We start from the raw sequence: 25,063 nt of genomic DNA on the forward strand, positions 1-25,063 counted from the left end.
GGCTCCGCCCTTTTGCGTTTGGGGGCACGATTGCGCCTTGCATCGGCGATCAATTCAATTATTCTTGAATTATCGAATCGAAAAGGTGAGGCCGTGGATTCTGCACTCGTCGTACGCGCGCTGGCAGCGCTGGCGCAGGAGCACCGGCTTGCCGCATTCCGGCTGCTGGTGCAGGCCGGGCCCGAGGGCATTGCCGCCGGCGCGCTGGCCGAAGCGCTGGACATCGCGCCGTCCTCGCTCAGCTTCCATATCGCCCAGCTCGCCAATGCCGGGCTGGTCGGGCAACGGCGGCAGGGCCGGTCGATCCTTTACTCCGCCGATTATGGGGCGATGGCCGCCGTCATGGGCTTTCTGACCGAGAACTGCTGTGGCGGCGCGGCCTGCGTGCCCGCCATCGATTGCCATCCTTCAAGCTCAACCGAAAAGGACGTCGCATGAAGCGCTTCCATGTTCACGTCGGCGTCGCCGACCTCGATGCCTCGATCGCTTTCTATTCCGGCCTGTTCGGCGCAGAGCCGACCGTGACCAAGGCCGATTACGCCAAGTGGATGCTGGAGGACCCGCGCATCAACTTTGCCATCTCGTGCAAGGACGGGGCGGCAAAGGGGATCGAACACATCGGCCTGCAGGTGGAAAGTGCCGGAGACCTGGCCGAAGTCTATGGCCGGCTGGCCAATGCCAAGGGACCGGTCATCGAGGAAGGCGCGACGACCTGCTGCTACGCCAAGTCGGAGAAGAGCTGGATCGCCGATCCCGATGGCGTGATCTGGGAGGCTTTCCTGACCGAAGGTGAAAGCACGGTCTATGGCGAGAGCCCGGACTTTGCGCCGCTCGCTTCGGCCCATGCCTCGGACATGGCGTGCTGCGCCCCGAAGGTTGCCGCCCCGGCAGCGAAGGCGGGATGCTGCTGATGAGCGACCGTCCGTTTTCGATACTGGTGCTGTGCACCGGCAATTCGGCGCGCTCGATCCTTGGCGAAGCGCTGCTTGGCACCATGGGGGCTGGGCGGATCGTTTCGTACAGTGCCGGCAGCAAGCCCAAGGGTATGCCGCATCCCGGCGCGCTGCGGCTGATGGCGCGCAAGGGGATCGACGTGGCGCCGTTCCGGTCAAAGAGCTGGAACGAGTTTACCGGGGCGGATGCGCCGCCGATCGATCTGGCCATCACGGTCTGCGGGAATGCCGCGGGCGAGGCCTGCCCGGTGTTCATGGGGGCGCCGCTGAAGGCGCATTGGGGCCTGCCCGATCCTGCCGATGTCGAAGGTGATGACGCTGCGGTCGATGCCGCGTTCGAGCAGACCTGGGCCTGGCTGGAAATGCGCGTGGCCGCGCTGCTGGCCCTGCCGTTTGAAACCATGGAGCGCGCCGAACTGACGCGCGAACTTGCCCGCATCGGGCAGATGGAAGGAGCTGCCTGATGGCGACGATTGCAGCACTGGCGCCGGAGCGTCCGCGCCTGTCGTTCCTCGATCGCTGGCTTACGCTGTGGATCTTTGCCGCGATGGCGCTGGGCATTGCGCTCGGCAGTTTCGTGCCGGCGGTGCCGCAGGCGCTGGGGGCGATGACGGTCGGTTCGACCAGCATCCCGATTGCCATCGGCCTGATCCTGATGATGTTTCCGCCGCTTGCAAAGGTCCGCTACGAGGAACTGGGAGAGGTGTTCCGCGATCGCAAGATTCTGGCGGTTTCGTTCGGGCTGTGCTGGATCGTTGCGCCCGCGTTCATGTTCGCACTGGCCGCGCTGCTGCTGCCGAACAATCCCGAATACATGACCGGGCTGATCCTGATCGGCATTGCGCCGTGCATTGCCATGGTGCTGGTGTGGAACCAGCTGGCGGGGGGAAGCCCCGAGTACGTGACCGGGCTGGTCGCCTTCAATTCGCTGTTCCAGATCCTGTTCTATGTGCCCTATGCCTGGTTCTACCTGACCTTCCTGCCGCCGGTTTTCGGTCTGGAAGGGCAGGTGGTGGACATCGACTTCGCGATGATCGCCAAGGCGGTGCTGACATATCTTGGAGTGCCGTTCCTCGCCGGATTTCTGGTGCGCAAGGCGCTGGTCGGCGCGCGGGGGCGCGACTGGTACGAAACGCAGTTCGTGCCGGCGATCAGCCCGCTGACGCTGGCGGCGTTGCTGTTCACCATCGTGGCGATGTTCAGCCTCAAGGGTGGCGAAATCCTTGCCCTGCCGTTCGATGCGCTGAAGGTGGGTCTGCCGCTGGTGGTGTTCTTCGTGGTGATGTTCGTCGCCGCGTTCGCTGCGGGCAGGGCGATTGGCGCAGGCTATGAACGCACGGCATCGCTGGCCTTCACGGCGGCGTCGAACAATTTCGAGCTGGCGATTGCCGTGGCGATTGCGGCATTCGGCCTTGCCTCGCCCGTGGCCTTTGCCGCGGTGATCGGTCCGCTGGTGGAGGTGCCAGTGCTGATCGCGCTGGTCAATCTGGCGCTGTGGTTCAAGGGTGCGTGGTTCCGCGCACCCTGAACCGCGCTGCCGCTCAGCAGCCCTTGGGGGCGTGCTGGCGGTGGATGTTGCGGAATGAGCGGCTCTTGAACAGCCATTTGCCATCGATCTTGACGCAGGTGTCTTCATAGACGCCGCGGTCGCGCATGGTCGTGCCGTTCTGGTCGTAGACCTCGCTGGTGTAGCTGCGCATGGTGGCGGTATCGCCATTGACTTCGATCGACCCCGGCCAGGCTTCGAACATGATGCCGGGGTAGTTCTTCATCGCCTCGATCCACATCGCCTTGATCGCTGCGCGGCCACGGGTGGTGCCGAGTTCCGGGTAATCAGGCAGGGACCATTCGGCGTCCTCGGCCCAGGTCGCGGCCCAGTCGTCGGCATCGACGCGGGTGACGGCGTCGGCATAGGTTTCGAGCAGCTCGCGGATGGCGAGGCGGTCTTCGGCGGGGCCAGTGAAGGGCATGGTCCTGTCTCTCCCGTTGGGTTTGGTTGTGGGGAGACTAACGCGCCTGCGGGCAGGGTGAACCTGCGCTTTGAGCGAGTTCGGCCAGAGAATTCAGGCAGCGAGTTCAGAGGACGACCGGCAACTCGTCCATGCCGGGAGCATCATCGGGAATGCACACCTCGATCTGTCCGCCTTCGACGCGGACGGGGAAGGTGCGCAGGTCCTTGTAGGCACCGCCGATGCAGCGGCCAGAGGCCATTTCGAACCGCGCGCCGTGCAGCGGGCACATCACCGCGCCGCGCCGGATGCGGCCGGTAGAGATGAGCGCGGCCTGATGGGTGCAGCGATCGTTGACGGCAAACAGGCCGTCTTCGGTCTTTGCGACAAGAACGTGCCAGCCGGCGATCTTCGTGGCGACCTTGCCCTCGGCAGGGAATTCGGTTTCGGCAATCAGGCTGTGCCAGGTCTCGCTCAACGTCTCGGTCCTCAAGTCATTCGGATGGTCTGGATCGGGTCGGATCCCCGATAATCCTTAGCCGCCTGCGCGACCATGGCGTAGAAATCAACCAGCGTTTTTGTGGGGGCGTAGAGTTCGGTGAACAGGCCCAGCGTGGCGGTGGTGTCGGCAAAGGCGAAGACGAACCCGTCGGTCATCTCGGCGCGCAGGGCGCAAGGTGCGCCACGTGCGGCAAAGCGGGCAAGCTCCGTATCGACATCGTCCACGAAGACCGCGACATGATGCATTCCCCAGCGGCCGGAGCCTTCGGGATAGAGATCGCGGAAGGGGGAGGGGCCGGGATTGTTCTGGGCGACGAACTCCACCATCACATCGCCCCACTGGCCATAGGCAGAGCTGTGATCCAGCTCGCGCTCCACCCCGCGATGGACGGCGCGGGCCAGCGGAATGTTGTCGGCCACGAAGAACGGGCCGGAGCCGAAGGCTTCATGGTGTGCCCGGGCGGCCGCGCGCACGTCTTCGACGAAGAACGCCACCTGCCGGATCGGAAGCCCGCTCATCAGATCGAGGCGCCGCCATCGACGCGGAATTCGGCACCGGTGGCAAAGGCGCTGGCATCGCTGGCAAGGAACACCGCCATGGCCGCGATTTCCTCGGGCTTGCCCAGGCGCTTGACCGGGTGGACATCGACGAAGCTCTGGTAAAGCGCGTCCGGATCGTCACTCTGCGCCAGCACCTTGTCGATGATCGGCGTGTGGATCGCGCCGGGGTGGATCGAGTTGCAGCGGATGCCATAGCCCTTTTCGGCAAAGTGCAGCGCGCAGGACTTGGTCATCAGCGTCACCGCCGCCTTGGCCGCGTTGTAGGCGACGAGGTTGGCCGAGGCTTTCACCCCTGAAAGCGAGGACATGTTGATGATCGACCCGCCATGGGCCTTCATCTTCGGCAGGACGGCCTGCGTGCCCATGAACACGCCCAGCACGTCGATATCGAGTTCATGGCGGAACTGGTCGAGCGTGATCTCCTCGATCGAGCCGAGGGTGGTGATCCCGGCATTGTTGACCAGCACGTCGATGCGCTCAAACGGGGCGAGCGCCTTGGCCCAGGAGACTTCCTGCGTCACGTCGAGATGGACGAAACGCGCGCCGATTGCCGTGGCGAGAGCTTCGCCATTGGCCTGGTCTATGTCGGCGATGATGACCGACGCGCCGTCGCTGGCATAGGCGCGGGCGATGGCTTCGCCGAGGCCCGATGCACCGCCGGTTACGAACGCGATCTTTCCGGCCAGCACCGCCATCAGATCAGCACCAGTGTCTTGCCGGTGGTCTTGCCACTCATCAGTTCGATGAAGGCTTCGGGCAGCTTCTCGATGCCCGAACGCACGTTCTCCAGCGGCTTGAGCTTCCCTTCGGCGAAGAGGCGATCGAGCATGGCCTGCGCTTCGCCCAGAACCTCGGGGTGGTCATAAGTGATGAAGCCGCGCATGGTCAGGCGATTGACCACCAGTTGCCACAGGTTGCGGTTGCCGTGGGGATTATCGGCATCGTTGTATTGCGCGATCATGCCGCAGACGGCGATGCGGCCGTGCAGGCGCATCAGCGGCAGGATGGCGTCGAGCGTTTCACCGCCGACGTTGTCGAAATAGACATCGACCCCGTCTGGCGCTGCTGCCTTGATCGCTTCGGCCAGATTGCTCACGGAGCGGTAGTCGATGGCAACATCCGCGCCGAGTTCCTTGACGATCTGTGCTTTCGCCGGGCCACCGGCAAGGCCGATCACGCGGCACCCTGCCGCCTTGGCAAGCTGGACCACGGTGCTGCCGGTCGCGCCTGCCGCGGCACTGACGACCACGGTTTCGCCAGCCTTTGCCTTGCCGATCTCGAACAGGCCGACCCACGCAGTGAGCCCGACCGGCCCGAGTGCGCCCATGTAATGCTGGAGCGGCACGCCGGGGGCTTGCTCCACTTTCTCGATCCCGAGCGCATCTGCGCCGACGACGTAGTGTTCCGACCAGACCGCGAAGGTCCGCAGCAGGGTGCCGACGGGCCAGTCCGGGTTGTTCGATTCCACCACTTCGCCAAGCGACATGCCGTTGATCGGCGCGCCGAGCGCAACGGGCGGCAAGTAGCTCGGGCGGTCGTCAAGAAAACCGCGAATGGCCGGATCGCAGGAGCCTACCCGCATGCGCACGAGGATTTCCCCCGGGCCGGGCACAGGCCGGTCAACCTCGACCAGCGAGAAGTCCTCGGGGACCGGGATGCCGACGGGGCGGCGGGCGAGCGTGATCTGGCGTGTCCTCTCCATGAGCGGACCTTAGCGGCGCCCTGCGCAAACGCATCGCTAGCCATATCGCTAGGTTTCCGCGAAGCAGCGCATGGTTGATCCTGTGGCCAAGAACGAGAGAGGACAACGCCATGACCATGACCGCACAAGAGATGATCCAGTTTGTCGACGACCTCTATGCCGCAACCGGCACGGGCGATTGGGACAAGGCAGCCTCCATGCTGACCGACGACTTCATCGTCAGCGAAGCGCCGGGCCTGCCGATGGAAGGCGTCTATCGCGGCAAGAATGCGCTCAAGGAACTCTACATCAAGGTCATGGGTCTGGTGGATGTTGCTGGTCTTAACCGTGTCGAGACCACGGCGGGCAAGGATCACGCGGTGACGATACTATCGTTCCAGTTCGCCGACCCTTCGCTTGCGCCGGCCGAACTGTGCGAAATGTTCCGCTTCCGCGACGGGAAATGCTGCGAAATCAAACCCTTCTATTTCGACCATGCCGTCTTCCGGGCTGCGGCGGAGGTGAAGGCGAAGGGCGCCGCAGTCAGCTGAGTGGCCAAACCTGACCCTGTCCCTTCGTGCATAGACGGATTCCCATAACGCCCCATTTCCGACCAATTCAGTCCGGTTAACTAGCTTGCGGCCTGTACCGGAAAGGATTGTACATGGTCGTCGCACGGGATCTGCAGGAACGCATCGGCTTCTACGAACTGGGCAGGAACGAGGGCAGCTTCAATCGGCTGGCGCGCTTCGTGGCGCGGACGGTGGATGGCGGGCTGGAGAAGTTCTACGACAAGCTCGGCGCCACTCCGGCGCTGGGCAAGTTCTTCTCCTCGTCAGACCGGGTGCGCCATGCCCGCAATGCGCAAGCCGACCACTGGATCAGGGTGTTCGAGGACGGGCTCGACCAGGCCTATCACGAGCGCGCACTGACGATCGGGAATACCCATGCCCGCATCGGTCTCGAGCCCAAGTGGTACATCGGCGGCTATGCGCTGATTCTCGAGCACATGATCGAGGCGATGGTGCTGCGCGGGGCAGGGCGCTTTTCGCCGGCAAGGCGGCGGATGGCCAAGGATCTGGTGGCCTTGGTCAAGGTGTCGATGATCGACATGGACATCGCCCTTTCGACCTACTTCGAAATGGCCGAGAAGACCACGCGCGACATCGTGCTGGGCAAGATGGGCGTATCGTTGCGTGCGCTGGCCGAAGGCGATCTTTCGACGCGGATGAGCGACCTGCCGGAAAGCTTCCGACAGGTCGAGGACGATTTCAACAAGGCGCTGGAACGGCTTTCCGCGACGATCGGCCTCGTGGCCGACAGCAGCAGCCACATTGCCACCTCGACCGACGAAATTCGTGCAGCAACCGAGAACCTGGCTTCGCGCACCGAGCGGCAGGCCAACAATGTGCAGGATTGCGCGCGCGCCATCGATGAACTGAGCAGTGGTCTCAACAAGACATCACGGTCGATGGCAGACCTGAGGGTATCGGCGCACGATACCGAGAGCGAGGCGACGCAGGGCCGCGAGGCGGTGCGCGAGGCGATCAGCGCAATGGACGATGCCCAGCAGAGCGCGCAGGAGGTGGTCCAGATCGCCGAGATCATCGACGGCATCGCCTTCCAGACCAACCTGCTGGCGCTGAACGCGGGAGTCGAGGCGGCGCGCGTGGGCGAAATGGGGCGCGGCTTTGCCGTTGTGGCCAACGAGGTGCGGGCGCTGGCGCAGCGCTCGTCCGAAGCGGCGGACAACATCAAGAAGCTGCTTTCGGCAAGCCGGGAGCAGGTGGATCGCGGCGCCGAACTGGTCAAGGGCACGGGCGGGATGCTCAACGCGATCATCGGCAAGGTAACCGAGATCAGCACGGGCGTGGTCGAAGCCGCGCAACTGACCGAGGAGCAGGCCGCCTATGCCCTGAAGGTCAACCAGGCGATCACCGAGATCGACCTTGCCACGCAGCAGAACGCCGCAATGGTGGAGCAGAGCGCTGCGGCAACGCGCAGCATGGCCACGACATCGGGCCGGCTTGCCACGGCAGTGGCGGTGTTCTCGGGGCACAACAGCCAGCCGGTGCGCGAACTGCGGCGGGTAGCCTAGCGGATCTGCCGGAGCGTTTCGAGGACGGCGCGGTAGGCGTCTTCGCCGATGGCGTCGGTGAGCAGGGCCTCGCCTTCGTGCGAGGCGGCGTGGATGCGGGGCATGATCGACTGGCCGTGGCCCGACAGGAACATGCCGATGGTCTTGCCCCTGCCGGGCCGGCGTTCAAGCAGGCCGCGATCGACAAGCCGCGAAACCATCGTCGCGATGTTGGAGCGCTGGATCTTGAGCATCTTGCCGATGGCGCTTTGCGTGATGCCGGGGTTTGCCTCGATGACCAGCAGGACCGCGGCATCCGTATGGCGCAAGCCGAGATCGCCGTAGGAGGCGTTGACGGCGCGCAGGGCGAGGTTCGCGGTCCGCACCAGATGAAAGCCCAGCATGGGATCGAGCGGATTTTTCATGCCTGCTGCCTATCATCGCCGAAGCGGATTTGCATCACCAACCCGTCACATCAATTCTACCAAAAGTTGCTATTGACCATAACATGAAATCGGGCATACTCCCGATATCGCCGATGCTTCGACCGAAAGGCCGCGATCCGAAAAAATCGGAGCGTGCCGACAGGTGAAAAGCCTCCAGGTCGCAACCGGGCACGGCGTGGGAGGAGAGGATGATGAAACTGCTTCGCGCGGGCGCGAGCCTGCTTGCCCTGTCGATGACCGGAACCGCCCTGGCGCAGGATGCTGCCGAGGAAAAGGTGCCAACGACCGACGAGATCGTCGTCACCGCGCAGTTCCGCGCCCAGAACCTTCAGGATACCCCGCTGGCGATCACGGCTGTGAGCGGCGAGCTGTTGCAGCAGCGCGGGCAGACCAACGTGTCGGAAATCGCCGCGCAGGCGCCCAACGTCACGCTCAAACCGCAGGGCCAGGAACTCGGCCCCGGCATCATCGCCTTCATCCGCGGCGTCGGCCAGACCGACCCGAACTTCGCGCTCGAGCCGGGCGTGGGCATGTACATCGATGACGTGTACCTGCCGACGCTGACCGGATCGCTGCTCGACCTGACCGACCTTGATCGCGTGGAAGTGCTGCGCGGGCCGCAGGGCACGCTGGCCGGGCGCAACTCGCTGGGCGGTTCGATCAAGCTCTATTCGAAGAAGCCGGAAGGCAGCAACAGCGGTTCGATGGAGGCGACCTACGGGCGCTACAACCGCATCGACGTGCGCGGTCTGTTCGACCTCAAGCTGTCGGAAAACCTGTTCATGCGCGTGGCCGGCGTGACCAAGAACATCGACGGTTACGTCAAGCGGCTCGACTACAACCTGACCCATCCGGGCACGAACGTCCCGACCTTTGCCAAGGGCGCGAACCCGGTGCTGGGCAATGTCGGCGGCACGTCGTCGGTGGCGGGCAAGGTCTCGCTGCGCTGGCAGCCGACCGAGACGGTGGATATCAATCTTTCTGGCGACTACACGCGCGAGCGCAACGAGCCGGGCGCAAACGTGCTGCTCTATGCAAATACCTCTGCAGTGTTCGACGGCCCGAATGCGACCTTCACCGGTGGCCGTCCGTTCCTGCAAGGTACCAACGGCGCGGGCATTCCGCTCAACTGCATGTTCGTGCCCAACGGGGTGAACAGCTGCGACACGATCACCGGATACGATCGCCGCTATATCTCCTATGCGACTTATGCGGACCCGGCCCGGCCCGACAGCCAGATGCCCTTCAAGCCGACGTTCACCGATCCGCATTCGGATCTGGACAACTATGGCGCGGCGCTGACCATCGACGTTGACGTTTCGGACCAGCTCAAGCTCAAGTCGATCACGTCATGGCGCCGGTACACGGCGGACTGGTCCTACGATTCCGACGGTTCGCCGATTGCCAACAACAATCTCAACCAGACCCAGAAGAACCGCCAGTGGAGCCAGGAGCTGCGCCTGTCGGGCAAGGTGCTCGACGACAAGCTCGACTTCACCGTGGGCGGCTTCTACTTCGATACGCGTGGCACCTTCACCGGCCGCATCAACCTGAACTATGCCGGGATCGACTTCCGCCACGGGCCCGATCCGACGCCGGCCAAGAACAAGGCGATCTTCGCCAACTTCACCTATGCATTGAGCGATGCGGCCAACCTGACCGGCGGCATCCGCCAGTCATGGGACGAGAAGGACTATGGCTACGTCCGCAAGAATCCGGATGGAACCAACATCCAGGGTCCGTGCAACTTCTTCCTCGGCGCGCCCACTGCAGGTCCGACCGGCATTGGCAACCAACCCAACTGCCTGCTTTTCGGGCTTGACGGATTGACCGCGAAGTTCCGCGACAACCGCGTCGACTGGCGCGTGGCGGCGGACTATCGCTTCAGCCCCGAGTTCCTGTTCTACGCACAGGTATCGACCGGCTATCGCGCCGGCGGCGTCAATCCGCGTCCGTTCTTCCCGAGCCAGGCCACGGCCTTCCGGCCCGAGACGATCACCGCCTACGAAGCCGGGTTCAAGTCTGACCTGTTCGATCGCAAGCTGCGCCTCAACGTATCGGCGTTCTTCAACGATTACAAGAACATCATCCTGTCGAGCGTGAACTGCCTCGACCTTGCCACGGCGGGTCCGGGCGGGTCTTCGCAGGCCACCCCGTGCCTGCGGCCATCGAACGTCGGGTCGGCCCACGTGAAGGGTTTCGAAGTGGAGACGCTGATCCGTCCGGTCGACAACTTCACGATCGACGGTTCGCTCAGCTACCTCGATTTCAAGTACCAGAAGGTCGATACGCTCTCGACCGGGGTGACACTGAACGACGTGACGCCCTATACGCCGAAGTGGAAGGCGGCGATCGGCGTGCAGTATGACATTCCGGACGTGCTCAAGGGTATGGTTACGGTGCGCCTCGATGGTGCCTATCAATCGAAGATCTACACCGAGGCCGCCAATATCGACAGCCTGGCGGTAAGCAGCACGGTGGCGGCCAACAGCCCGGTCACGCCTTCGCCGTTCAGCAATGCCGGTGGCGGCGGGCCGATCACCACGCTGCGCCTGTCCAACCGGATTGACGGCTATTTCCTCGCCAATGCCCGTCTCGGCTGGCAATCGGATGCCAAGGACTGGGGCGTCACGCTCGAAGTGCAGAACCTGACGAATAAGTACTACTTCCTGACCCTGCTGCAGGAAGCGTTCGGCGCAGGCACGGCATCGGGACAGCCGGGCCGCCCGCGGACCTGGTCGGTTTCGGTCCGCCGTTCGTTCTGAGGTGAGGGGGGGCGCGGACCATGTTCGGTTCGCGCCCACCCCCTTTTCCGGAAAGACATGGTCGCGGTACCCGATCTGCATTATTCCGGTTGCAGCGGGTTGTGCAGTGCGCCAAAGCTCGTTGTGATGAGCAAGAGCAAGGTGCCCACCGGGACGGATGTTGCCCGGTTGGCTCGCGTATCCAAGTCGGCAGTTTCGCGTGCCTACAACGGTGGGTATGTGGCGCCCGAGGTGCGCGAGCGGATCTTCGAGGCTGCGCGCAAGCTCCGCTACCGACCCAGCAATGCCGCCCGCGCCCTCTCGACCAATCGTTCGAACCTGATTGGCCTCGCCATCACGGCACTCGATAACCAGTTCTATCCCGAGCTGGTCGACAGGTTGAACGACCGCCTCAGTCTGGATGGCTACCGCTGCGTGCTCTTCGAAACGCGCGGCGAGGCCGGGCTCGAGCCAGTTCTCGATGAACTTCTCGGCTTCAGGCTTGATGGCGTGATCATGGCTTCAACCTCCTTTGCCACTCGGGTAGCCAGCGAATGCGAGGATGCCGGCGTCCCGGTCATCATGCTGAACAATGTCGATCTGACGGCACAGGTTGGCGGGGTTTCTGCGGACAACAGGCATGGCGGGGAGGCGGTTGCGCAGCATTTTCAGTCTTTGGGAATTACCCGGACGGCTGTCATCAACGGCCTTGCCGAAAGTTCGGCCAGCGTTGAGAGAACGGCGTTCTTCAGGGATGCCGTGCTGAGAGCAGGGTTGCCTGAGCCGATCGTCGCTTGCGGAAAATACGATTTCGAGACTACGGCCCGCGTGACAGCGGAACTGTTGCGGTTGCCCGACCGTCCCACCGGCATCTTCTGCGTAACCGATCTCATGGCCCTGTCCTGTCTGCAGGCGGTTGTCGGTTGCGGGCTTGTCCCCGGTGAGGATGTTGCGGTCGCCGGCTTCGACAATGTTCCGATTGCCGCATGGCCTGCCTTCGACCTCACGACCTATGCCGTGCCTGTCCCAGAAATCGTCGAGACCGCCTGGCAGCGCCTCATCTCGGCAATACGCGGTTCGGAAGTGCCGAAGGAAGTTCTGCGGGTCCAGGGCGAACTGGTGATCCGCAGCAGCACTGTGGGGCGCGCTACCCGCGACTGATCGCACGGCGGGGATCAGCGGACCAAATAGCCAGATATTCCGCTTCGTCGGGGTTTGACGGAGGACCCGACGACCTATCGGTCGGATGGATAGGTATCGTCCGAATCCTTCAGTTTGTGCAACCGGTCCCATACGTTCAACCAGAAGCTGCACATAAGAATTGTGTCTAAGAGGAGGGGATTTTGTCACAGATCACACCGCGCCTTTTGGCGTCTTGCGCAGCCGCAGGCCTTGCCGCGCTGTCCATTCCCGCGCTCGCCCAGTCGTCGGCTGACCAGTCTGCGGCTGGAGACGACAACGGCCGCCTTCCCGAGATTGTCGTAACTGCCGACAAGTTCTCGCGTTCGATTCAGGACACGCCGATCGCGCTGACCGTCGTGACGGGTGATGCGATCGCCAAGTCGGGCGCCACGAAGATCGACGACGTGCTCAAGAACGAGCCGGCGGTCGTCGTGCAGGGTGCCGCCCGCGGCTTCCTGGTCTCAATCCGCGGCCTCGGTCTGTCGCTGCCGCCGCAGATGGGGCAGGGCGCGGTAGGCACAAACTTCGACGGTGCCTACTCAAGCCGTGCCGAAAACGCCTCGGTCGGCTTCTACGACCTTGATCGCGTCGAGGTCCTGCGTGGTCCGCAAGGCACACTCTATGGCCGCAACTCGGTAGGCGGCATCGTCAACGTAGTTTCGAAGAACCCGGTTCTCGACAAGGTCGAGGGCTATGTTGGCCTCGAAGGCGGCAACTATTCGCTGATCCACGGCGAGGGTGCGCTGAACGTGCCCCTTGGCGACAAGGTTGCGATCCGTGTCTCGGGTGCCGGGATCTCGCGCGATGGCTACATGAGCAATGGCCATGACGACAACAAGTCGTATGCCGGCCGTGCGAAGCTGCTGTTCAAGCCTTCGGACGATGTCAGCCTGCTGCTCGGCGTCGAGCATTCGGCGCTGCGTGGCCAGGGTCCGGGTGCCGTGCCGATCGCCAGTATCCTTGCCGGTACGCGTAAGACGACCGACGTGTCCGTCGGCTTCCAGCGCGTCAATTCCTACAAGTACTGGGGTGAACTGCGCGCGGACATCGGGCCGGGCACCCTGAGCATCCTGCCGTCGCTGCAGATCACCAAGGGACGCACCATCGGTGCCTTCGGTGGTTCACTTGCGGACTCGCTGGATCCCAAGCTCACGCGTCAGGAGCAGATCGAGGTCCGCTACGCTTCGCAGCCGGGCTCGCCGTTCGACTGGGGTGTGGGTTTCTACCACTACAAGAGCCGCAACATTACCCAGGCCGTGTCGACGCCGTGCCAGGACGTCGATGGCAACTACGTCATCCCGGCGGCGGGCTTCAGTGCGCTTCCGGTCGGCTCACCTCCGGGCCCGGTTGCCTCGGGCACCTGCCTCTCGGCAGATCAGGCGCGCGCTGAATCGTACGAGCCCGAAATCCGCCGGTCGCAGACCGATGGCATCTTCGGTCAGATCACCGTTCCGATCACCGATACGGTCCGCGCCATCGGCGGGGTTCGCTACACTTGGGAAAAGGTGAGCGGCGAGAACGTCGACAGCCTCGACCTGACCGGAGCGCTCACGCCGCTCAATGACGAGCACTTCGACTATCGTGCCGGCCTGGAGGCCGACCTGTTCGGTGGCAAGTCCAAGCTTTATGGCACGATCGCCTCGGGCTATCGTCAGGGCGGGTATAGCTTCGGGCTCGGCACGTTCGAACCGGAAAAGATGACGTCCTATGAGATCGGCCTGAAGAACAAGCTCGCCGATGGCGACATGCTCTTCAACCTGACCGGCTTCTACTACGACTACTCGGCCTTCCAGCTGGTGATCGCGAACTTCACGGTGTTCCCGCCGCAATTGTTCGTACCGACGATGCCGGGCCGCGAATACGGTGTTGAAGCCGAGACGGTGATCGCCGTGGGCGGACGCGGGCGCTTCAATGCCTCGGTCACCTATCTCGATTCCCGTTTGGACGGTCTCGACGGCTTCTACGTGGGCGTGCCGTTCCCCAACAGTCCGAAGTGGTCGGTCAAGGCCGGTTACGAGCATGCCTTCGAGTTCGGGAACGTCCGGATCACCCCGCGCGCCGACCTCCGGTTCTCGTCCGCATCGAACGTATATCCGGAAACGACCGTGGTGGCCGATACGCATCCTTCGGTGCAGAACGACTATGCGACAGGTGACGTTTCGGTCCAGGTCGCATTCTCGGACAGCCTGACATTCACGGGCTACATCAAGAATGTGAACGATCAGGCGATCAAGCAGTCGCACTTCTTCGGATACGCGCAGCTTGCCGCTCCGAGGACCTACGGCCTTACCGCCAACTACAAGTTCTGATCAGCGACGCTGGGGGGCGTCGCGGCAGTGCCGTTCATGTTCGCGTGAACGGCACTGCCTTCAGATTTCCGGAAAACGAATGTTCAAAGCGCAGGTCGGCTTGCCACCTGTCGAAATCGGGAAGAGGTTACGCATGCGTCTTGCGGTCATGCTGGCTACTACAGCAGCACTAATTTCAGTTGCCTCCCACGCTCAGCCCGCGCCGCCCCCTGGCAATGGCCCCGGTCCCGCAGCGCCCCCTCCGGGCGGCATGCCCGCCATGCCGACCATGGCTGCGACTAAGTATGCTACCGGCCTTCGCATTACCGACGGTGCCTTGAATGCCGCGTCGCCGAAGGACGCTGCCTTGGCAACCGCGACCGCGACGCTGGTCGAAGGTGCCACGATCACCTCGGAAAAGAACGCCTTCAACCCGATCCTGGCTGAAGGCGGCAAGACGGCTATCACAATCAAGCGCACGAAAATCCGCCTGACCGGCACCGGTACCAACGACTTTCTCGGCACTGGCGCCGGGATTCTGGCGCGCGACGGCGCGGCGCTCGTCCTGACCGATTCCACCATCGAGACCAACGGGCCGATCTCGTCTGCGCTGGTCGCGGCCGAGAATGCGACCGTGAAGATCTATGGCAGCAAGCTCGTTGCCAACGGCGGCCCGCTGCCGGCCGACTACAAGCCGCGCATCGGTCCCGGCATGATGGAGCCGCCTGCGCCGCTCGGCCTCGTCGGCACCGCGCGCACCCTGCTGGCGATGAGCAACTCGCGGACCTACGTTTACAATTCGACGATCGAAGCCGACGGTTGGGGCGCGCTTTCGACCGATGCTGCGGGCGATGCCCTGTATCTTGAAGCCAACGATTGCGTGATCAGGGTGCGTCGCGCCGGCTATGGCACCTACGCCGATTTTGGGGTGAACGTGGTCGTCAACCGCTCGAGCATCGATAGCGGAGGGATGATGGGAATCATCGCTGGCAAGGCACGGACGCGCTACGACGGCGTGACCGGCACGGCGGCCGATAACGTGATGATGATCCATTCGGTCATGGCCTTCGACATCACCGAGCAAGCAACCTTCGAGATCGCAAATTCGAACGTCGTGGCAGGGGGCAGCGCGCTGCTGGTAAAGAGCGCCAACGCCAATCTCGCCATCGCCTCGAGCAAGGTCGCAAGCGCCAAGAACGTCCTGCTCGAAGTCCGCAAGAACGATGACGCCAACGCGACGAAGACCAATGGCAAGCCGGTGCCCGGCGTTCTCCTGACCGTCACCAACTCGGAACTGCAGGGCGGCATCATCGATACCGACCCGGATCGCACGACGATGGTCGTGCTCGACCATGCTTCCCTTACCGGCGCGCTCAAGGACGTCACTTTGGCCATCAAGGGCGGCGGCAAGTGGACTGCGAACGAAAACTCCGTTGTCACTGCTGCTGACAGCGCCACGTTGGGCGCGATCGATGCGACGGCAGGCGTGACGGTTCAGGTTCGCGGGGCTGGCGTCTCCGCGCCGCGCAAGCTGCCCTCGGGCGGAAGCCTGGTCTTCTCCGGCTGAGGGTGGGGCGGGATGCAGTCATGAAGATGCGCCGCTGGCACAGATGGTTCGGCTTGCCCTCCGCCATTCTGCTGGGCTTCGTCGCGCTGACCGGAACGCTGCTTCATGTCGACATGATCCGTCTCGGGCAAAAGCCGCCGGGTTCGGATCATGCCATCCAGACGCCGCCACGAAAGTTGCCATCCGATGCCGAACTTGAGGCCATGGTCGACGCGCTGACGGCAACGGCACGTTCCGAGACCGACTTTCCGGTGAGGTCCCTCCAGATCAATCTGGATGCCACGCACGTGACGCTGGTCGCGGCAGATGGACTTGCCCCCGGCAGCAAGCAGATCAAGATCGACGCGACAACCGGCAAGCGCATTATCGAACCGCCGCGCCCGGCTGATTTCCATATTGTGCTGCAGGACCTTCACGCGGGTTACACGTTCAGCTGGGGGGGCCGGATCGTCAGCCTGTTGTGCGGGATTGCGCTGCTGATCCTCAGCGTGACTGGCTTTCAGATCTGGTGGGACCTGCGCAAGCGCCGAAAGAACAGGGAATTTTTCTGGAAGTAGCGGCGGGGCGAGGATGACATCGGGAATATCCGAGTGATGACACTGACTTGAACAAGCAGGGCGCCGGGCCGATTGCGCGCCCCTGTCGGCGGGCTGGCCGTTGTACTTCCTTCATTCGGCTCCTTCGACGGGGAGACAGCCGTCTCCATCAGTGGCATTGATCCGAGAGCGCGATCGCGCTGTCGAACATGGCCTGGCGAACGTGCAGCAGTTCCTCGCGGCTGGGCAACCGGCTCTTGTCAATGGTCTGGGTGCAGGCAGCCGGCATCGCCACGCGCCGGAGTGGGAAAGTTCCCGCTCGGAGATCTTCGCGTCTTCGATCCTGATACGGCCCCAGTGCAGGGAGGGGACCGTTCCTTCCCTGACGGTGCGCAGGACGAAAATCTGGGCGCTCTTGGTGTCGATGAAACACTGCTGTTCGGCCGGGCCGTTCTCGGCCAACAAGATCCTGCGCCTCAGATCCGAGAATGCAGGTCATTCTCGGGCAACCAAGTTCTGAAACCGGTCGCAGATATCGACTTCCTATGGGGGAACGTTCCGTTCATTTCGGGCGGATTGCCGTGGCAGGAGATCTTGCCGGGCCGGGCGGGGTGCAATGTGATGAGATGACGGGATAAATATCTAAGAATACAAAGTGGGAGGTATCAATTGTATCGGAAATTCGAGTTCGCGCGCCACTCTGATACAGATTTAAACGTATCGCCGGAACAGGATGGTCAGGATCATTCGTAGGCGATTGTGGGAGCGATTGCACAAGGTTAATCCGGGTGTCTGAACCAGTGGAGAGGCTTTGCTGATGAAAAGACGTTATATGGCATCGAGCGGAATGATCGGGGCAGTGTTTGCTCCGATCATTCTTGCGGTTTCAGTTTGCGCACCGGCGGCATCGGCCAAGGAAGTCGGCGGTGTTGTTGGCCAGACCGTGGCCTTGCCCGAACTGACTCTGGTGGCGGGGAACCTGCCGACGGCACCGGATGGCAAGCTTCTCACCTTGACTATCAACGGTGTTGAACGCGCAATTGCGCCGGGACGCTATTCGGGCGACGTCGTGCTCACGGTGACGGACGACATTCCCGTCAAGTACCATGAGCTTCCGCTGCATCACTTCCGCACGGCGCTCTATGTCGAGAACGGTGCACCGGTCGCGGCGAAATCGGTAAGTGCAGCGGTTCGTGCCGCATCGTTCGGCGCGGGCACCGTTTCCGATGCCCGGATCGCCTCGGAAGGCGATCGCTTCAACGGCATCATCGTTACCGGAGAAGGCAAGTACACGATCGATCATCCGGTGATCGACTTCATCGGCAACGGCGGCAATGACTTTGCCGGGTTCGGGGCAGCCGTCATGTCGACGGGCAAGGCCGAAGTAACGCTCAATCGCCCGATCATCCGGACCCGCGGCGCCATCCGCACTGCGCTGTTCGCGGGCGGTGACAGCGTCATGCACATCAACAATGCCGAGATCGAGACCTACAACGGTACGCTGCCGGCTGACTACCAGTTCACGGTCGACGTCGGCAAGATGATGGAAGTGCCATGGATGCTGGGCCTTTCGGGCAATGTCCGGTCAAGCAACCTGGTCGACCGCGCCACGATGTTCATCAACAACTCGCACATTCGCTCGGAGGGATGGGGCGTCCTGTCGACCGATGACAACCAGCGCGTGCGCATGACGGTCACCGACAGCCTCGTCGAAGCGGTGAAGTCTGGCTACGGCACGTACTCCATCGGGGATTCGCACAACATCTTCCGCCGCAGCGTGATCCGTGCGGCAGATGTCGGAGCGATCATGGCGGCGGAAGGGTCGATCACCCTGACCGACCGCACCCTCGTCGACGCGGGGCGCTATGGCGTGATGATGCATTCCGGCGTCGGCGGCGGCGTGCTTACCATCGACAAGGGCAGCGAACTCCACGCCGGGCTTGTCGCCATCGAAGTGAAGGGGATCGGCACGACGATCGTCGTGGACTCGGCCAAGGTCACTGCGGCAGGAGGCACCATCCTGCAGGGCATGGAGAACGACGATCCGTTCCTCAAGGCGATGATGAGCGGGAATGCGCCAGCAGGGGCTTCGGCGCCACCGCCCGGCATGGGCCCGACGGGAGGGCGTCCGGACGAGAAGCCGAAAGACCCGAACATCATCGGCACGTTCCGCAACACGAAGCTGGTCGGCAACTTCTGGAACGGCCGGCCGAAGCAGGGCGCCATGGCGCTGCGCTTTGAGAATGCCGAGGTAATCGGAACCATCTCGACGTCTTCGGTTGCCCCGGCGAGCGGCAAGGATCCCGTGAAGGAAACCTTTCAGGAGATTGGCCACGTCACGAACACGGCGATTCCCGTAAAGGGCGAAAAGGGTGGCCTGACGGTCTCGTTGGACAAGTCATCCCGCTGGGTTGTCACCGGCACCAGCTATCTCAATTCGCTCGAGACCGAACCCGGCGCGCGGATCGAGGCTGCCACCGGCACGCTTGGCATAACGCTCAACGGCCGTCCCGTCGCGCTCAAGCCCGGAAAGATCAAGGGCGCGATCGTGGTGACCACGAGGTAGCCAAAAGCAAACGACATTCGGGGCACCGTGGCATGGCTGCGGCGCCCTTTCTTTTTGCCGGACGAAGATTGTCCATAAAAAAACAGCGCGAGAGCGGAGTCTCGCGCTGTATCTTTTTGCGTGCCAGGTAATCCTAGAATGGATTGCTCAGGCGGTGCAGGGCGTCTCCCAGCATCGTTGCGTGAATGCTCGGGTCCCCGTTCTGCAACTGCAGCGCTCCCACCGCAACGCTTGTCTCGATCACGTCGCGGCAGCGGTCGAAACGGCGCTCCTGGTAGGCCAGAAGTGCAGCCGGGACGTCATCAGTGCTGGCCAGCTCCTGCGCAAGGACGATCGCGCTTTCCACCGCCATGCCAGCCCCGGATGCAAGGTGCGGCGTCGTGGCGTGTACGGCATCGCCAAGCAGGACCACCCGTCCGTTGAACCAGTCGCGTGGCTGCAGGGCTGCCGAAAGCGGCCGATAGTTGATCCAGTCGTCCTTGGACATGTTGTCGCGTATCCATCCGGCGCTGCCCCCGAAATCGGCCAGAAGCTCCTTGAGCGTCTCGAACATTTCCTCATCCGACATGAAGCTCTCGCGCTCAACGTGCGGGGTCAGCATCCACATGTAGATCATGTCCGGTGCGCACACGGTTATACCGCAAGGATGGGCATGGCCGAGAAGGAACTCCGCGGAATCAAGTTCGGGAGGCTTGCGGATAGAGATTCGCCAGCACCCCTGGCCGGTCGGTTCAGCGGGCTTCATGTGCGGAAAAGCCAGGTCCCTTACCCCCGAGAAAACACTGTCAGCACCGACAACCAGATCGAACCTGCCTGTTGAATCGTCCGAGAAGCGAACGTCTACGCCGGTTCCGTTGTCATCAAGCGCTGAAACGGTGATCCCGAGCCGTACCGGAATGTTCAGCGCCCTGACCTTGCTCTGCATGAGCCGGTGCAGCACGGGGCGCATGATGCCGCCGTTCGCCGGAATCCCCTCTTCCAGAGCAGGCTCATCCAAGTCCAGCATGTGGCTGCCATCGTATTTGAACAAGCGGGTCCTGTTCGTTACCGCGCCGAACTGTTTGATCTCCTCGAGCAAGCCCAGTTCGCGATAGGCCCTGAGAGTGGGGCCCGTGATGGTGATCCCGGCGCCATATACGCGCCAATCCGGATCAAGGTCGATCAACTCGACCGCCACCCCCCTTTCGGCGAGGCTGATCGCGCACGCCATACCGCCAATTCCCCCGCCGACGACGAGCGCCGTGGCGATGCTGCTGATAGCTTTCCCAGTCATGGTGCCATGACCTAGCGAACGCGGCGATGTGTTCAAATCCGAACGATGGATGGAAAGCCATTGATACAATCGGTGGGATATTGGCGCGGATGCGGGCTATCGACCCGGCAGAAATTCACGCGACAACAGCCCTGGGGAGGGAACAATGCGCAATCTGCTTCTAGTCTCGACTGCAATCTCGACGTTCGCGATCGCGACGCCAGCCATCGCGCAGGACGCTGCGCCGCAATCCGCCGAGGTATTGGACGACAGCGGCATCGGCGAGATCGTCGTGACCGCGCAGCGCCGGACCGAAAGCATCCAGAAAGCTGCCATTCCAATCGACGCGGTGAAGGGCGACGATCTGCTGCAGCGCGGCATCGGAAACGCTGCAGATCTGACCCGTGCGGTGCCCTCGCTCAGCATTCCCGCGCCTGGCGCTGGTGTCGCCTCGGTATTCATCCGCGGCGTGGGTAACATCACGACGAGCAGCTACAACGACCCGGCCGTTACGCCCAGCTATGACGGTGTCGTGCTCGGCCGCAGCGGCGGCGTCTTCGGCGCGGCATTCTACGATCTGCAGCGCGTTGAAGTGCTCAAGGGCCCTCAAGGCATCCTGTATGGGCGCAATGCCACCGGTGGCGCCATCAACGTGCTGCCGGCGCGCCCGGAACTGGGCGTAAACTCCATGGGCTTCAACCTCGCCTACGGAAATTACGACCAGATCGACGTGGATGCCCGCGCGAACATCGCCACCGGCGAGAACACCGCGTTGCGCATTGCCGGCGCCTACATGACCCACGATGGCTACAACAAGGACGGCACGGACGACGCCAAGCGCGGTTCGCTGCGTGCGCAGTTCCTCTATGAGCCTTCGACGGACCTGTCGGTGCGTCTCGGTGCGGACTACAGCCACGTCGGCGGCAAGGGCGTGGGCGGCAATTATCTTGGTGCCTTCGTTCCTACAGGGAGCGGCTATACCTTCGTCTCGTCGGGCCTCGCGCAGTCGGAGGGCTTCAACAGCGAAGCCTCGCGCGCATGGATTTCGACGCAACTGGGCGGGCCCGGCCTGGATTTCCGCCGCCCGATGCAGAGCGATCCCAGCCAGGATATCACTTACTGGGGCGTAAACGCAGAATTCAACCTGCAGACCGGCATTGGCAAGCTCACCGTGATCCCGGCCTATCGCAAGACCCGCGAGCGTTCGGAATTCTATGGGCCGGCTTTCAATACCGGCAACGTGCGCGAAGATACCAAGCAGAGCAGCCTCGAAGCGCGCCTGGCGGGCAAGGCAGGGATGTTCGACTACGTCGTCGGCGGTTTCTATTTCAACGAGACGATCGACGCCAACAACATCTACAATCAGGAGTTCGTGCTCCCGATCCAGACCTACACGGCAAAGACCGAGAGCCTTGCCGCGTTCGGCCAACTGACTGCTCATGTTTCGGACCGCGTTCGCCTTGTCGGCGGCGCGCGCTATACGCATGACAAGAAGACGGTGAACGGCCTGATCAACAACATCATTGCCGTTTGCAACGACAGCGCGCCGCCGTTCTGCATCGGCCAGATGCCCCACCTGCCCAACTTCTTCAACGCCGACGATGCCATTGGCTGGCTGGGCAGCAACGGCTTCATCAACACCAATGTCGCGATCAGCCCGCCGAGCAATACGACAAAGTCCGGCCAGATCATCTATCCCATGGTGAACGGTGCCAACGGGATCATCCTGAAGACGTACAACAACATCAACGACAGCGACACCTTCTCGAGAGTGACGTGGAAGGCCTCTGCCGAATTCGATGTGACGCCAACCAGCCTTGTCTATGCCACGGTGGAATCCGGCTATCGCGCAGGCGGCATCCAGATGGTCGATTCCCCTTTGAAGGAAAAGTACAAGCCCGAGTTCATCACCGCATACACCATCGGCTCGAAGAACCGTTTCCTGAACAACAAGCTGCAGGTGAACCTTGAAGGCTTCATGTGGAAGTACCGCGATCAGCAGATCACGTATTTCACAGTGGATTCAAACGGCACCCTGATCAGTTCGAACGAGAATGCGGGTCGATCGACCATCAAGGGCTTCGATGTGGACGTGATCGTGAAGCCTGCGAGCGGCACGACGCTTGGTGCCAAAGTGCAGTATCTTGACAGCAAGTACGAGGAACTGACCCTGACCTCGGCCATACCGTTCGACAATTTCAATTGCCCGGTTTCGGGTTCGGCCGGAACGACAAGCAACGGTTCGCCGATCATCAGCTACGACTGCTCTGGCAAGCAACTCCTGTTCAGCCCGAAGTGGACGGTGAACCTTTCGGCCGAACAGGTTGTGCCGCTTGGCAATGATCTCGAACTGGTTGCCAATGTCGATACCGCGTGGCGCGACAGCCAGTGGGCAGCCTTCGAGTTTCTCGATTTCGAGCGCGTCCCTGCCTACTGGACGACTGGTGCCTCTGTCAGCCTGCGTGCGCCCGAGGGCGCTTGGGGCCTGACGGCATATGTCCAGAACATCGAGAACGAGCGTCGCAATCTTACGCCGCAGTCCTCGCCGATGGGCGTTGCCGTCGCGCATTACAGCGCACCGCGTACTTATGGGCTGCGCTTCTCGGCCAACTTCTGAGGACTTGAAGATGAATATCCTGGTGACCGGCGCTGGTGGCTTCGTTGGACGCGAGCTTGTCCGCCTGCTTCTCCATGCCGGCCACCAGGTGACGGGTATGGACTTTTCTGCCGATGCCATCCCTGAAGGTGCCAAGGCAATTGCCGGCGATCTCGGAGAGGCGGAGGTCCGGAGACGCGCGATAGGATCGGGGTGTGATGCCCTTGTCCACCTTGCCACCGTTCCGGGTGGAGCCGCCGAGGCGGACCCGGCAGCGTCACGACGCATCAATGTCGATGCCATGTATGATCTATTGCTCGAGGCTTCGGCTGCAAACAATGGTGTGAAGGTGGTCTATGCCAGTTCCATTGCCGTGTTCGGCGATCCTCTGCCACCTGTCGTGGATGACGCGACGCCGCTGAGCCCGAAAATGATCTATGGCGGGCACAAGGCGATGATGGAGCATGCCGTGGCCATGTTCTCCAACCGCGGCCTGATTGACGGGGTGACTGTCAGACTGCCAGGTATTCTCGCCCGGCCGAAGGGACCGTCCGGCATGAAGTCGGCGTTCATGTCCGATCTGTTCCACGCGCTGAAGGCTGGCGAGCAGTTCTTCTGCCCGGTTTCCGCCGGGGGAACGATCTGGGCACAGTCCGTCCGGCAGTGCGCCGAGAACTTCCGCCATGCAGTCGGGTTGAATACATCCAGCTTGCCCACCACGCGGGCCGTGACCCTTCCGGCACTGCGCGTCTCCATGGGCGACCTCGCGGCGGAGATCGCGCGACAATGCGGCGTGTCTGAAGCGCTGGTGAGTTATGGCAATGACGAGGCACTTGAAGCTGCCTTTGCTGCGCAGCCGCCTCTCCAGACTCCGGCAGCCATGCGGGCAGGTTTTGCGCATGACGGAGATCTTGCTAGACTGGTCTCCAACGCTCTCGCTGCGATCTGACGGGAGCACGGGAGATGGCAATGCGGTTCGGGCGTCTCGATCTAAATCTGCTGGTGGCTCTCGACGCGCTCCTGACAGAGCGGAGCGTAAGCCTTGCATCCGACAGGTTGTGCCTTTCGCAATCTGCCACGTCTAGCGCGCTTGGTCGCTTGCGCGAGTACTTTGGCGACGAGTTGCTCGTGGTCAAGGGAAGAACCATGATCCTGACCGCTAGGGCTGAAGAGCTCATCGAGCCCGTACGCGCGGTGCTCGAGCAGATCCGCACCACGGTTGCCGTCGCGCCGCCATTCGATCCGGCAACTGCGGATCGCACGATCCGGCTTATGGCTTCCGATTACTCAACCGAAGTCCTGTTGGCTGGGGTTCTGGCTGAAATGGAGCGGGACGCGCCCGGCATGCGGTTCGAAATTCAGCCGATGAACGACACCCCGATCGAAGCGATCGAGCGCGGCAATATCGATCTGCTTCTGACCATCGACTACGCCATCTCCGCCGACCACCCGAGCCAGCTGCTGTTTGAGGATGACTACGTCGTGGTTGGCGATCAGAATAATCCGGCTTTGGCCGGCCCGATGACCAAGGAATTGTACTTCGCACTGGGACACGTCAGTCCGCGTTTCGGCAAGGCGCGCGTGCCAGCCTTCGAGGACTGGTTTGTCAGGCGGCAAAAGCAGCAGCGCCGGGTCGAAGTCGTGGCTCCCTCCTTCCTGTCGCTGCCCGGTCTGATCCTGGGCACGAAGCGCATTGCAACCATGCATCGACGCATGGCAGAGATCGTGGTGCGATCGATGCCGCTTGTCATGCGCGAAATTCCATTCGACATCCCCCCGATCCGGGAAGCGGTGCAGTGGAACATCGCGAACAACAATGACCGTGCACTGCGCTGGGTGGTCGAACGGCTGATGTTTGCGGCGAGCAAGGATACTCCGAAACCGGATGCCAATGTTCTGGCCCTTTCAGGTGGCTTGATCGACCGCAACCAGATCGAGGTCGAGTACCGGATGAACCATCCCCAGCGTTGACCCCTTCGGCGCAGATGTGGTCACGCCCCCTCATACTGCTGAAACGGTTTGGTACCTCCCGTCCGACACGGCACCTGATCTCTTGAAAATCACGGTCGTGCTGCGCTGGCGGACGATTTTGCATGCGATCTGATCTTCTCGGAAGACGCGCGTGCGCCTTTCACTGGCATTCCCCAAGGCACAAAAAAGTGCC

The 25,063-nt window shown here is 62.5% G+C and carries 23 protein-coding genes; 15 read left to right on the plus strand and 8 right to left on the minus strand.

Going from position 1 to position 25,063, the window contains the following annotated elements; genetic code table 11:
- Positions 1 to 93: 93 nt before the first annotated feature.
- The 4 genes from AX703_RS13165 to arsB are packed head-to-tail and all read left to right on the plus strand — an operon-like array spanning position 94 to position 2,481.
- Positions 94 to 438: a helix-turn-helix transcriptional regulator gene (locus AX703_RS13165; protein WP_039336738.1), complete on the plus strand. Its 345-nt coding sequence runs from the start codon at positions 94 to 96 to the stop codon at positions 436 to 438.
- Positions 435 to 911 (plus strand): ArsI/CadI family heavy metal resistance metalloenzyme, encoded by a 477-nt coding sequence (locus tag AX703_RS13170; RefSeq protein ID WP_062344658.1) that lies wholly within the window; start codon positions 435 to 437, stop codon positions 909 to 911. Before AX703_RS13165 ends, AX703_RS13170 begins: the two co-directional genes overlap by 4 nt.
- On the plus strand, positions 911 to 1,417 hold the full coding sequence (locus tag AX703_RS13175) for an arsenate reductase ArsC (RefSeq protein ID WP_062344720.1): 507 nt from the start codon (positions 911 to 913) through the stop codon (positions 1,415 to 1,417). Before AX703_RS13170 ends, AX703_RS13175 begins: the two co-directional genes overlap by 1 nt.
- Positions 1,417 to 2,481, plus strand: a complete 1,065-nt coding sequence (gene arsB / locus AX703_RS13180; RefSeq protein ID WP_052242604.1) for an ACR3 family arsenite efflux transporter — start codon at positions 1,417 to 1,419, stop codon at positions 2,479 to 2,481. The genes AX703_RS13175 and arsB overlap by 1 nt, the downstream gene beginning before the upstream one ends.
- Positions 2,482 to 2,494: 13 nt before the next feature.
- Here the strand turns inward: arsB and AX703_RS13185 are convergent, their stop codons facing one another.
- From AX703_RS13185 to AX703_RS13205, 5 genes are all read right to left on the minus strand, one after another.
- Positions 2,495 to 2,923: a nuclear transport factor 2 family protein gene (locus tag AX703_RS13185; protein ID WP_062344660.1), complete on the minus strand. Its 429-nt coding sequence runs from the start codon at positions 2,921 to 2,923 to the stop codon at positions 2,495 to 2,497.
- Between the two features lie 106 nt (positions 2,924 to 3,029).
- Positions 3,030 to 3,380 carry a Rieske (2Fe-2S) protein gene (locus AX703_RS13190; protein WP_062344663.1) on the minus strand — a complete coding sequence of 117 codons (351 nt, stop codon included), beginning with the start codon at positions 3,378 to 3,380 and terminating at the stop codon, positions 3,030 to 3,032.
- A gap of 11 nt (positions 3,381 to 3,391) precedes the next feature.
- Positions 3,392 to 3,922: a VOC family protein gene (locus tag AX703_RS13195; protein ID WP_062344664.1), complete on the minus strand. Its 531-nt coding sequence runs from the start codon at positions 3,920 to 3,922 to the stop codon at positions 3,392 to 3,394.
- Positions 3,922 to 4,659 (minus strand): glucose 1-dehydrogenase, encoded by a 738-nt coding sequence (locus AX703_RS13200; protein WP_062344666.1) that lies wholly within the window; start codon positions 4,657 to 4,659, stop codon positions 3,922 to 3,924. Before AX703_RS13200 ends, AX703_RS13195 begins: the two co-directional genes overlap by 1 nt.
- A complete protein-coding gene (locus tag AX703_RS13205; protein ID WP_062344668.1) occupies positions 4,659 to 5,666 on the minus strand; it encodes an NADP-dependent oxidoreductase in 1,008 nt (335 codons plus the stop codon). Before AX703_RS13205 ends, AX703_RS13200 begins: the two co-directional genes overlap by 1 nt.
- Positions 5,667 to 5,776: 110 nt before the next feature.
- Between AX703_RS13205 and AX703_RS13210 the strand changes: the two genes are divergently transcribed.
- Both AX703_RS13210 and AX703_RS13215 read left to right on the plus strand, forming a co-directional pair.
- Positions 5,777 to 6,196 carry a nuclear transport factor 2 family protein gene (locus AX703_RS13210; protein WP_082013445.1) on the plus strand — a complete coding sequence of 140 codons (420 nt, stop codon included), beginning with the start codon at positions 5,777 to 5,779 and terminating at the stop codon, positions 6,194 to 6,196.
- Positions 6,197 to 6,309: 113 nt separating this feature from the next.
- Positions 6,310 to 7,743 carry a methyl-accepting chemotaxis protein gene (locus tag AX703_RS13215; protein WP_062344670.1) on the plus strand — a complete coding sequence of 478 codons (1,434 nt, stop codon included), beginning with the start codon at positions 6,310 to 6,312 and terminating at the stop codon, positions 7,741 to 7,743.
- On the opposite strand, the gene AX703_RS13220 is transcribed toward AX703_RS13215, so the two are convergent.
- A complete protein-coding gene (locus tag AX703_RS13220; protein WP_062344672.1) occupies positions 7,740 to 8,147 on the minus strand; it encodes a MarR family winged helix-turn-helix transcriptional regulator in 408 nt (135 codons plus the stop codon). The two genes, AX703_RS13215 and AX703_RS13220, sit on opposite strands and share 4 nt — an antisense overlap.
- A 212-nt stretch (positions 8,148 to 8,359) precedes the next feature.
- Here AX703_RS13220 and AX703_RS13225 point away from each other — a divergent pair, with 212 nt between their 5' ends.
- The 5 genes from AX703_RS13225 (at position 8,360) to AX703_RS13245 (ending at position 16,506) form a co-directional block, all read left to right on the plus strand.
- Entirely contained in the window at positions 8,360 to 10,933 is a 2,574-nt protein-coding gene (locus AX703_RS13225) for a TonB-dependent receptor (protein ID WP_231735530.1), read from the plus strand.
- 126 nt (positions 10,934 to 11,059) lie between these two features.
- A complete protein-coding gene (locus tag AX703_RS13230; protein ID WP_197423712.1) occupies positions 11,060 to 12,073 on the plus strand; it encodes a LacI family DNA-binding transcriptional regulator in 1,014 nt (337 codons plus the stop codon).
- 182 nt (positions 12,074 to 12,255) lie between these two features.
- Positions 12,256 to 14,403, plus strand: coding sequence for a TonB-dependent receptor (locus AX703_RS13235; RefSeq protein ID WP_197423713.1), 2,148 nt, complete (start codon positions 12,256 to 12,258; stop codon positions 14,401 to 14,403).
- 268 nt (positions 14,404 to 14,671) lie between these two features.
- Positions 14,672 to 15,949: a hypothetical protein gene (locus tag AX703_RS13240; RefSeq protein WP_156452050.1), complete on the plus strand. Its 1,278-nt coding sequence runs from the start codon at positions 14,672 to 14,674 to the stop codon at positions 15,947 to 15,949.
- A 20-nt stretch (positions 15,950 to 15,969) separates the two neighbouring features.
- Entirely contained in the window at positions 15,970 to 16,506 is a 537-nt protein-coding gene (locus AX703_RS13245) for a PepSY-associated TM helix domain-containing protein (RefSeq protein WP_062344681.1), read from the plus strand.
- A 148-nt stretch (positions 16,507 to 16,654) separates the two neighbouring features.
- Here AX703_RS13245 and AX703_RS28675 read toward each other — a convergent pair whose 3' ends face one another.
- A complete protein-coding gene (locus AX703_RS28675; RefSeq protein ID WP_255355062.1) occupies positions 16,655 to 16,780 on the minus strand; it encodes a hypothetical protein in 126 nt (41 codons plus the stop codon).
- A 522-nt stretch (positions 16,781 to 17,302) separates the two neighbouring features.
- On the opposite strand from AX703_RS28675, the gene AX703_RS13255 reads away from it, so the two are divergent.
- Positions 17,303 to 19,051 carry a hypothetical protein gene (locus AX703_RS13255; RefSeq protein ID WP_156452051.1) on the plus strand — a complete coding sequence of 583 codons (1,749 nt, stop codon included), beginning with the start codon at positions 17,303 to 17,305 and terminating at the stop codon, positions 19,049 to 19,051.
- 133 nt (positions 19,052 to 19,184) lie between these two features.
- Here AX703_RS13255 and AX703_RS13260 read toward each other — a convergent pair whose 3' ends face one another.
- A complete protein-coding gene (locus AX703_RS13260) occupies positions 19,185 to 20,324 on the minus strand; it encodes an FAD-dependent monooxygenase (protein ID WP_062344687.1) in 1,140 nt (379 codons plus the stop codon).
- 145 nt (positions 20,325 to 20,469) lie between these two features.
- Between AX703_RS13260 and AX703_RS13265 the strand changes: the two genes are divergently transcribed.
- The 3 genes from AX703_RS13265 to AX703_RS13275 are packed head-to-tail and all read left to right on the plus strand — an operon-like array spanning position 20,470 to position 24,870.
- A complete protein-coding gene (locus AX703_RS13265; RefSeq protein ID WP_062344689.1) occupies positions 20,470 to 22,920 on the plus strand; it encodes a TonB-dependent receptor in 2,451 nt (816 codons plus the stop codon).
- Between the two features lie 10 nt (positions 22,921 to 22,930).
- On the plus strand, positions 22,931 to 23,848 hold the full coding sequence (locus tag AX703_RS13270) for an NAD-dependent epimerase/dehydratase family protein (protein ID WP_062344691.1): 918 nt from the start codon (positions 22,931 to 22,933) through the stop codon (positions 23,846 to 23,848).
- Positions 23,849 to 23,862: 14 nt separating this feature from the next.
- Positions 23,863 to 24,870, plus strand: a complete 1,008-nt coding sequence (locus AX703_RS13275) for a LysR family transcriptional regulator (protein ID WP_231735531.1) — start codon at positions 23,863 to 23,865, stop codon at positions 24,868 to 24,870.
- Positions 24,871 to 25,063: the final 193 nt, after the last annotated feature.

Source organism: Novosphingobium sp. CCH12-A3 (genome assembly GCF_001556015.1).
GTDB lineage: Bacteria > Pseudomonadota > Alphaproteobacteria > Sphingomonadales > Sphingomonadaceae > Novosphingobium > Novosphingobium subterraneum.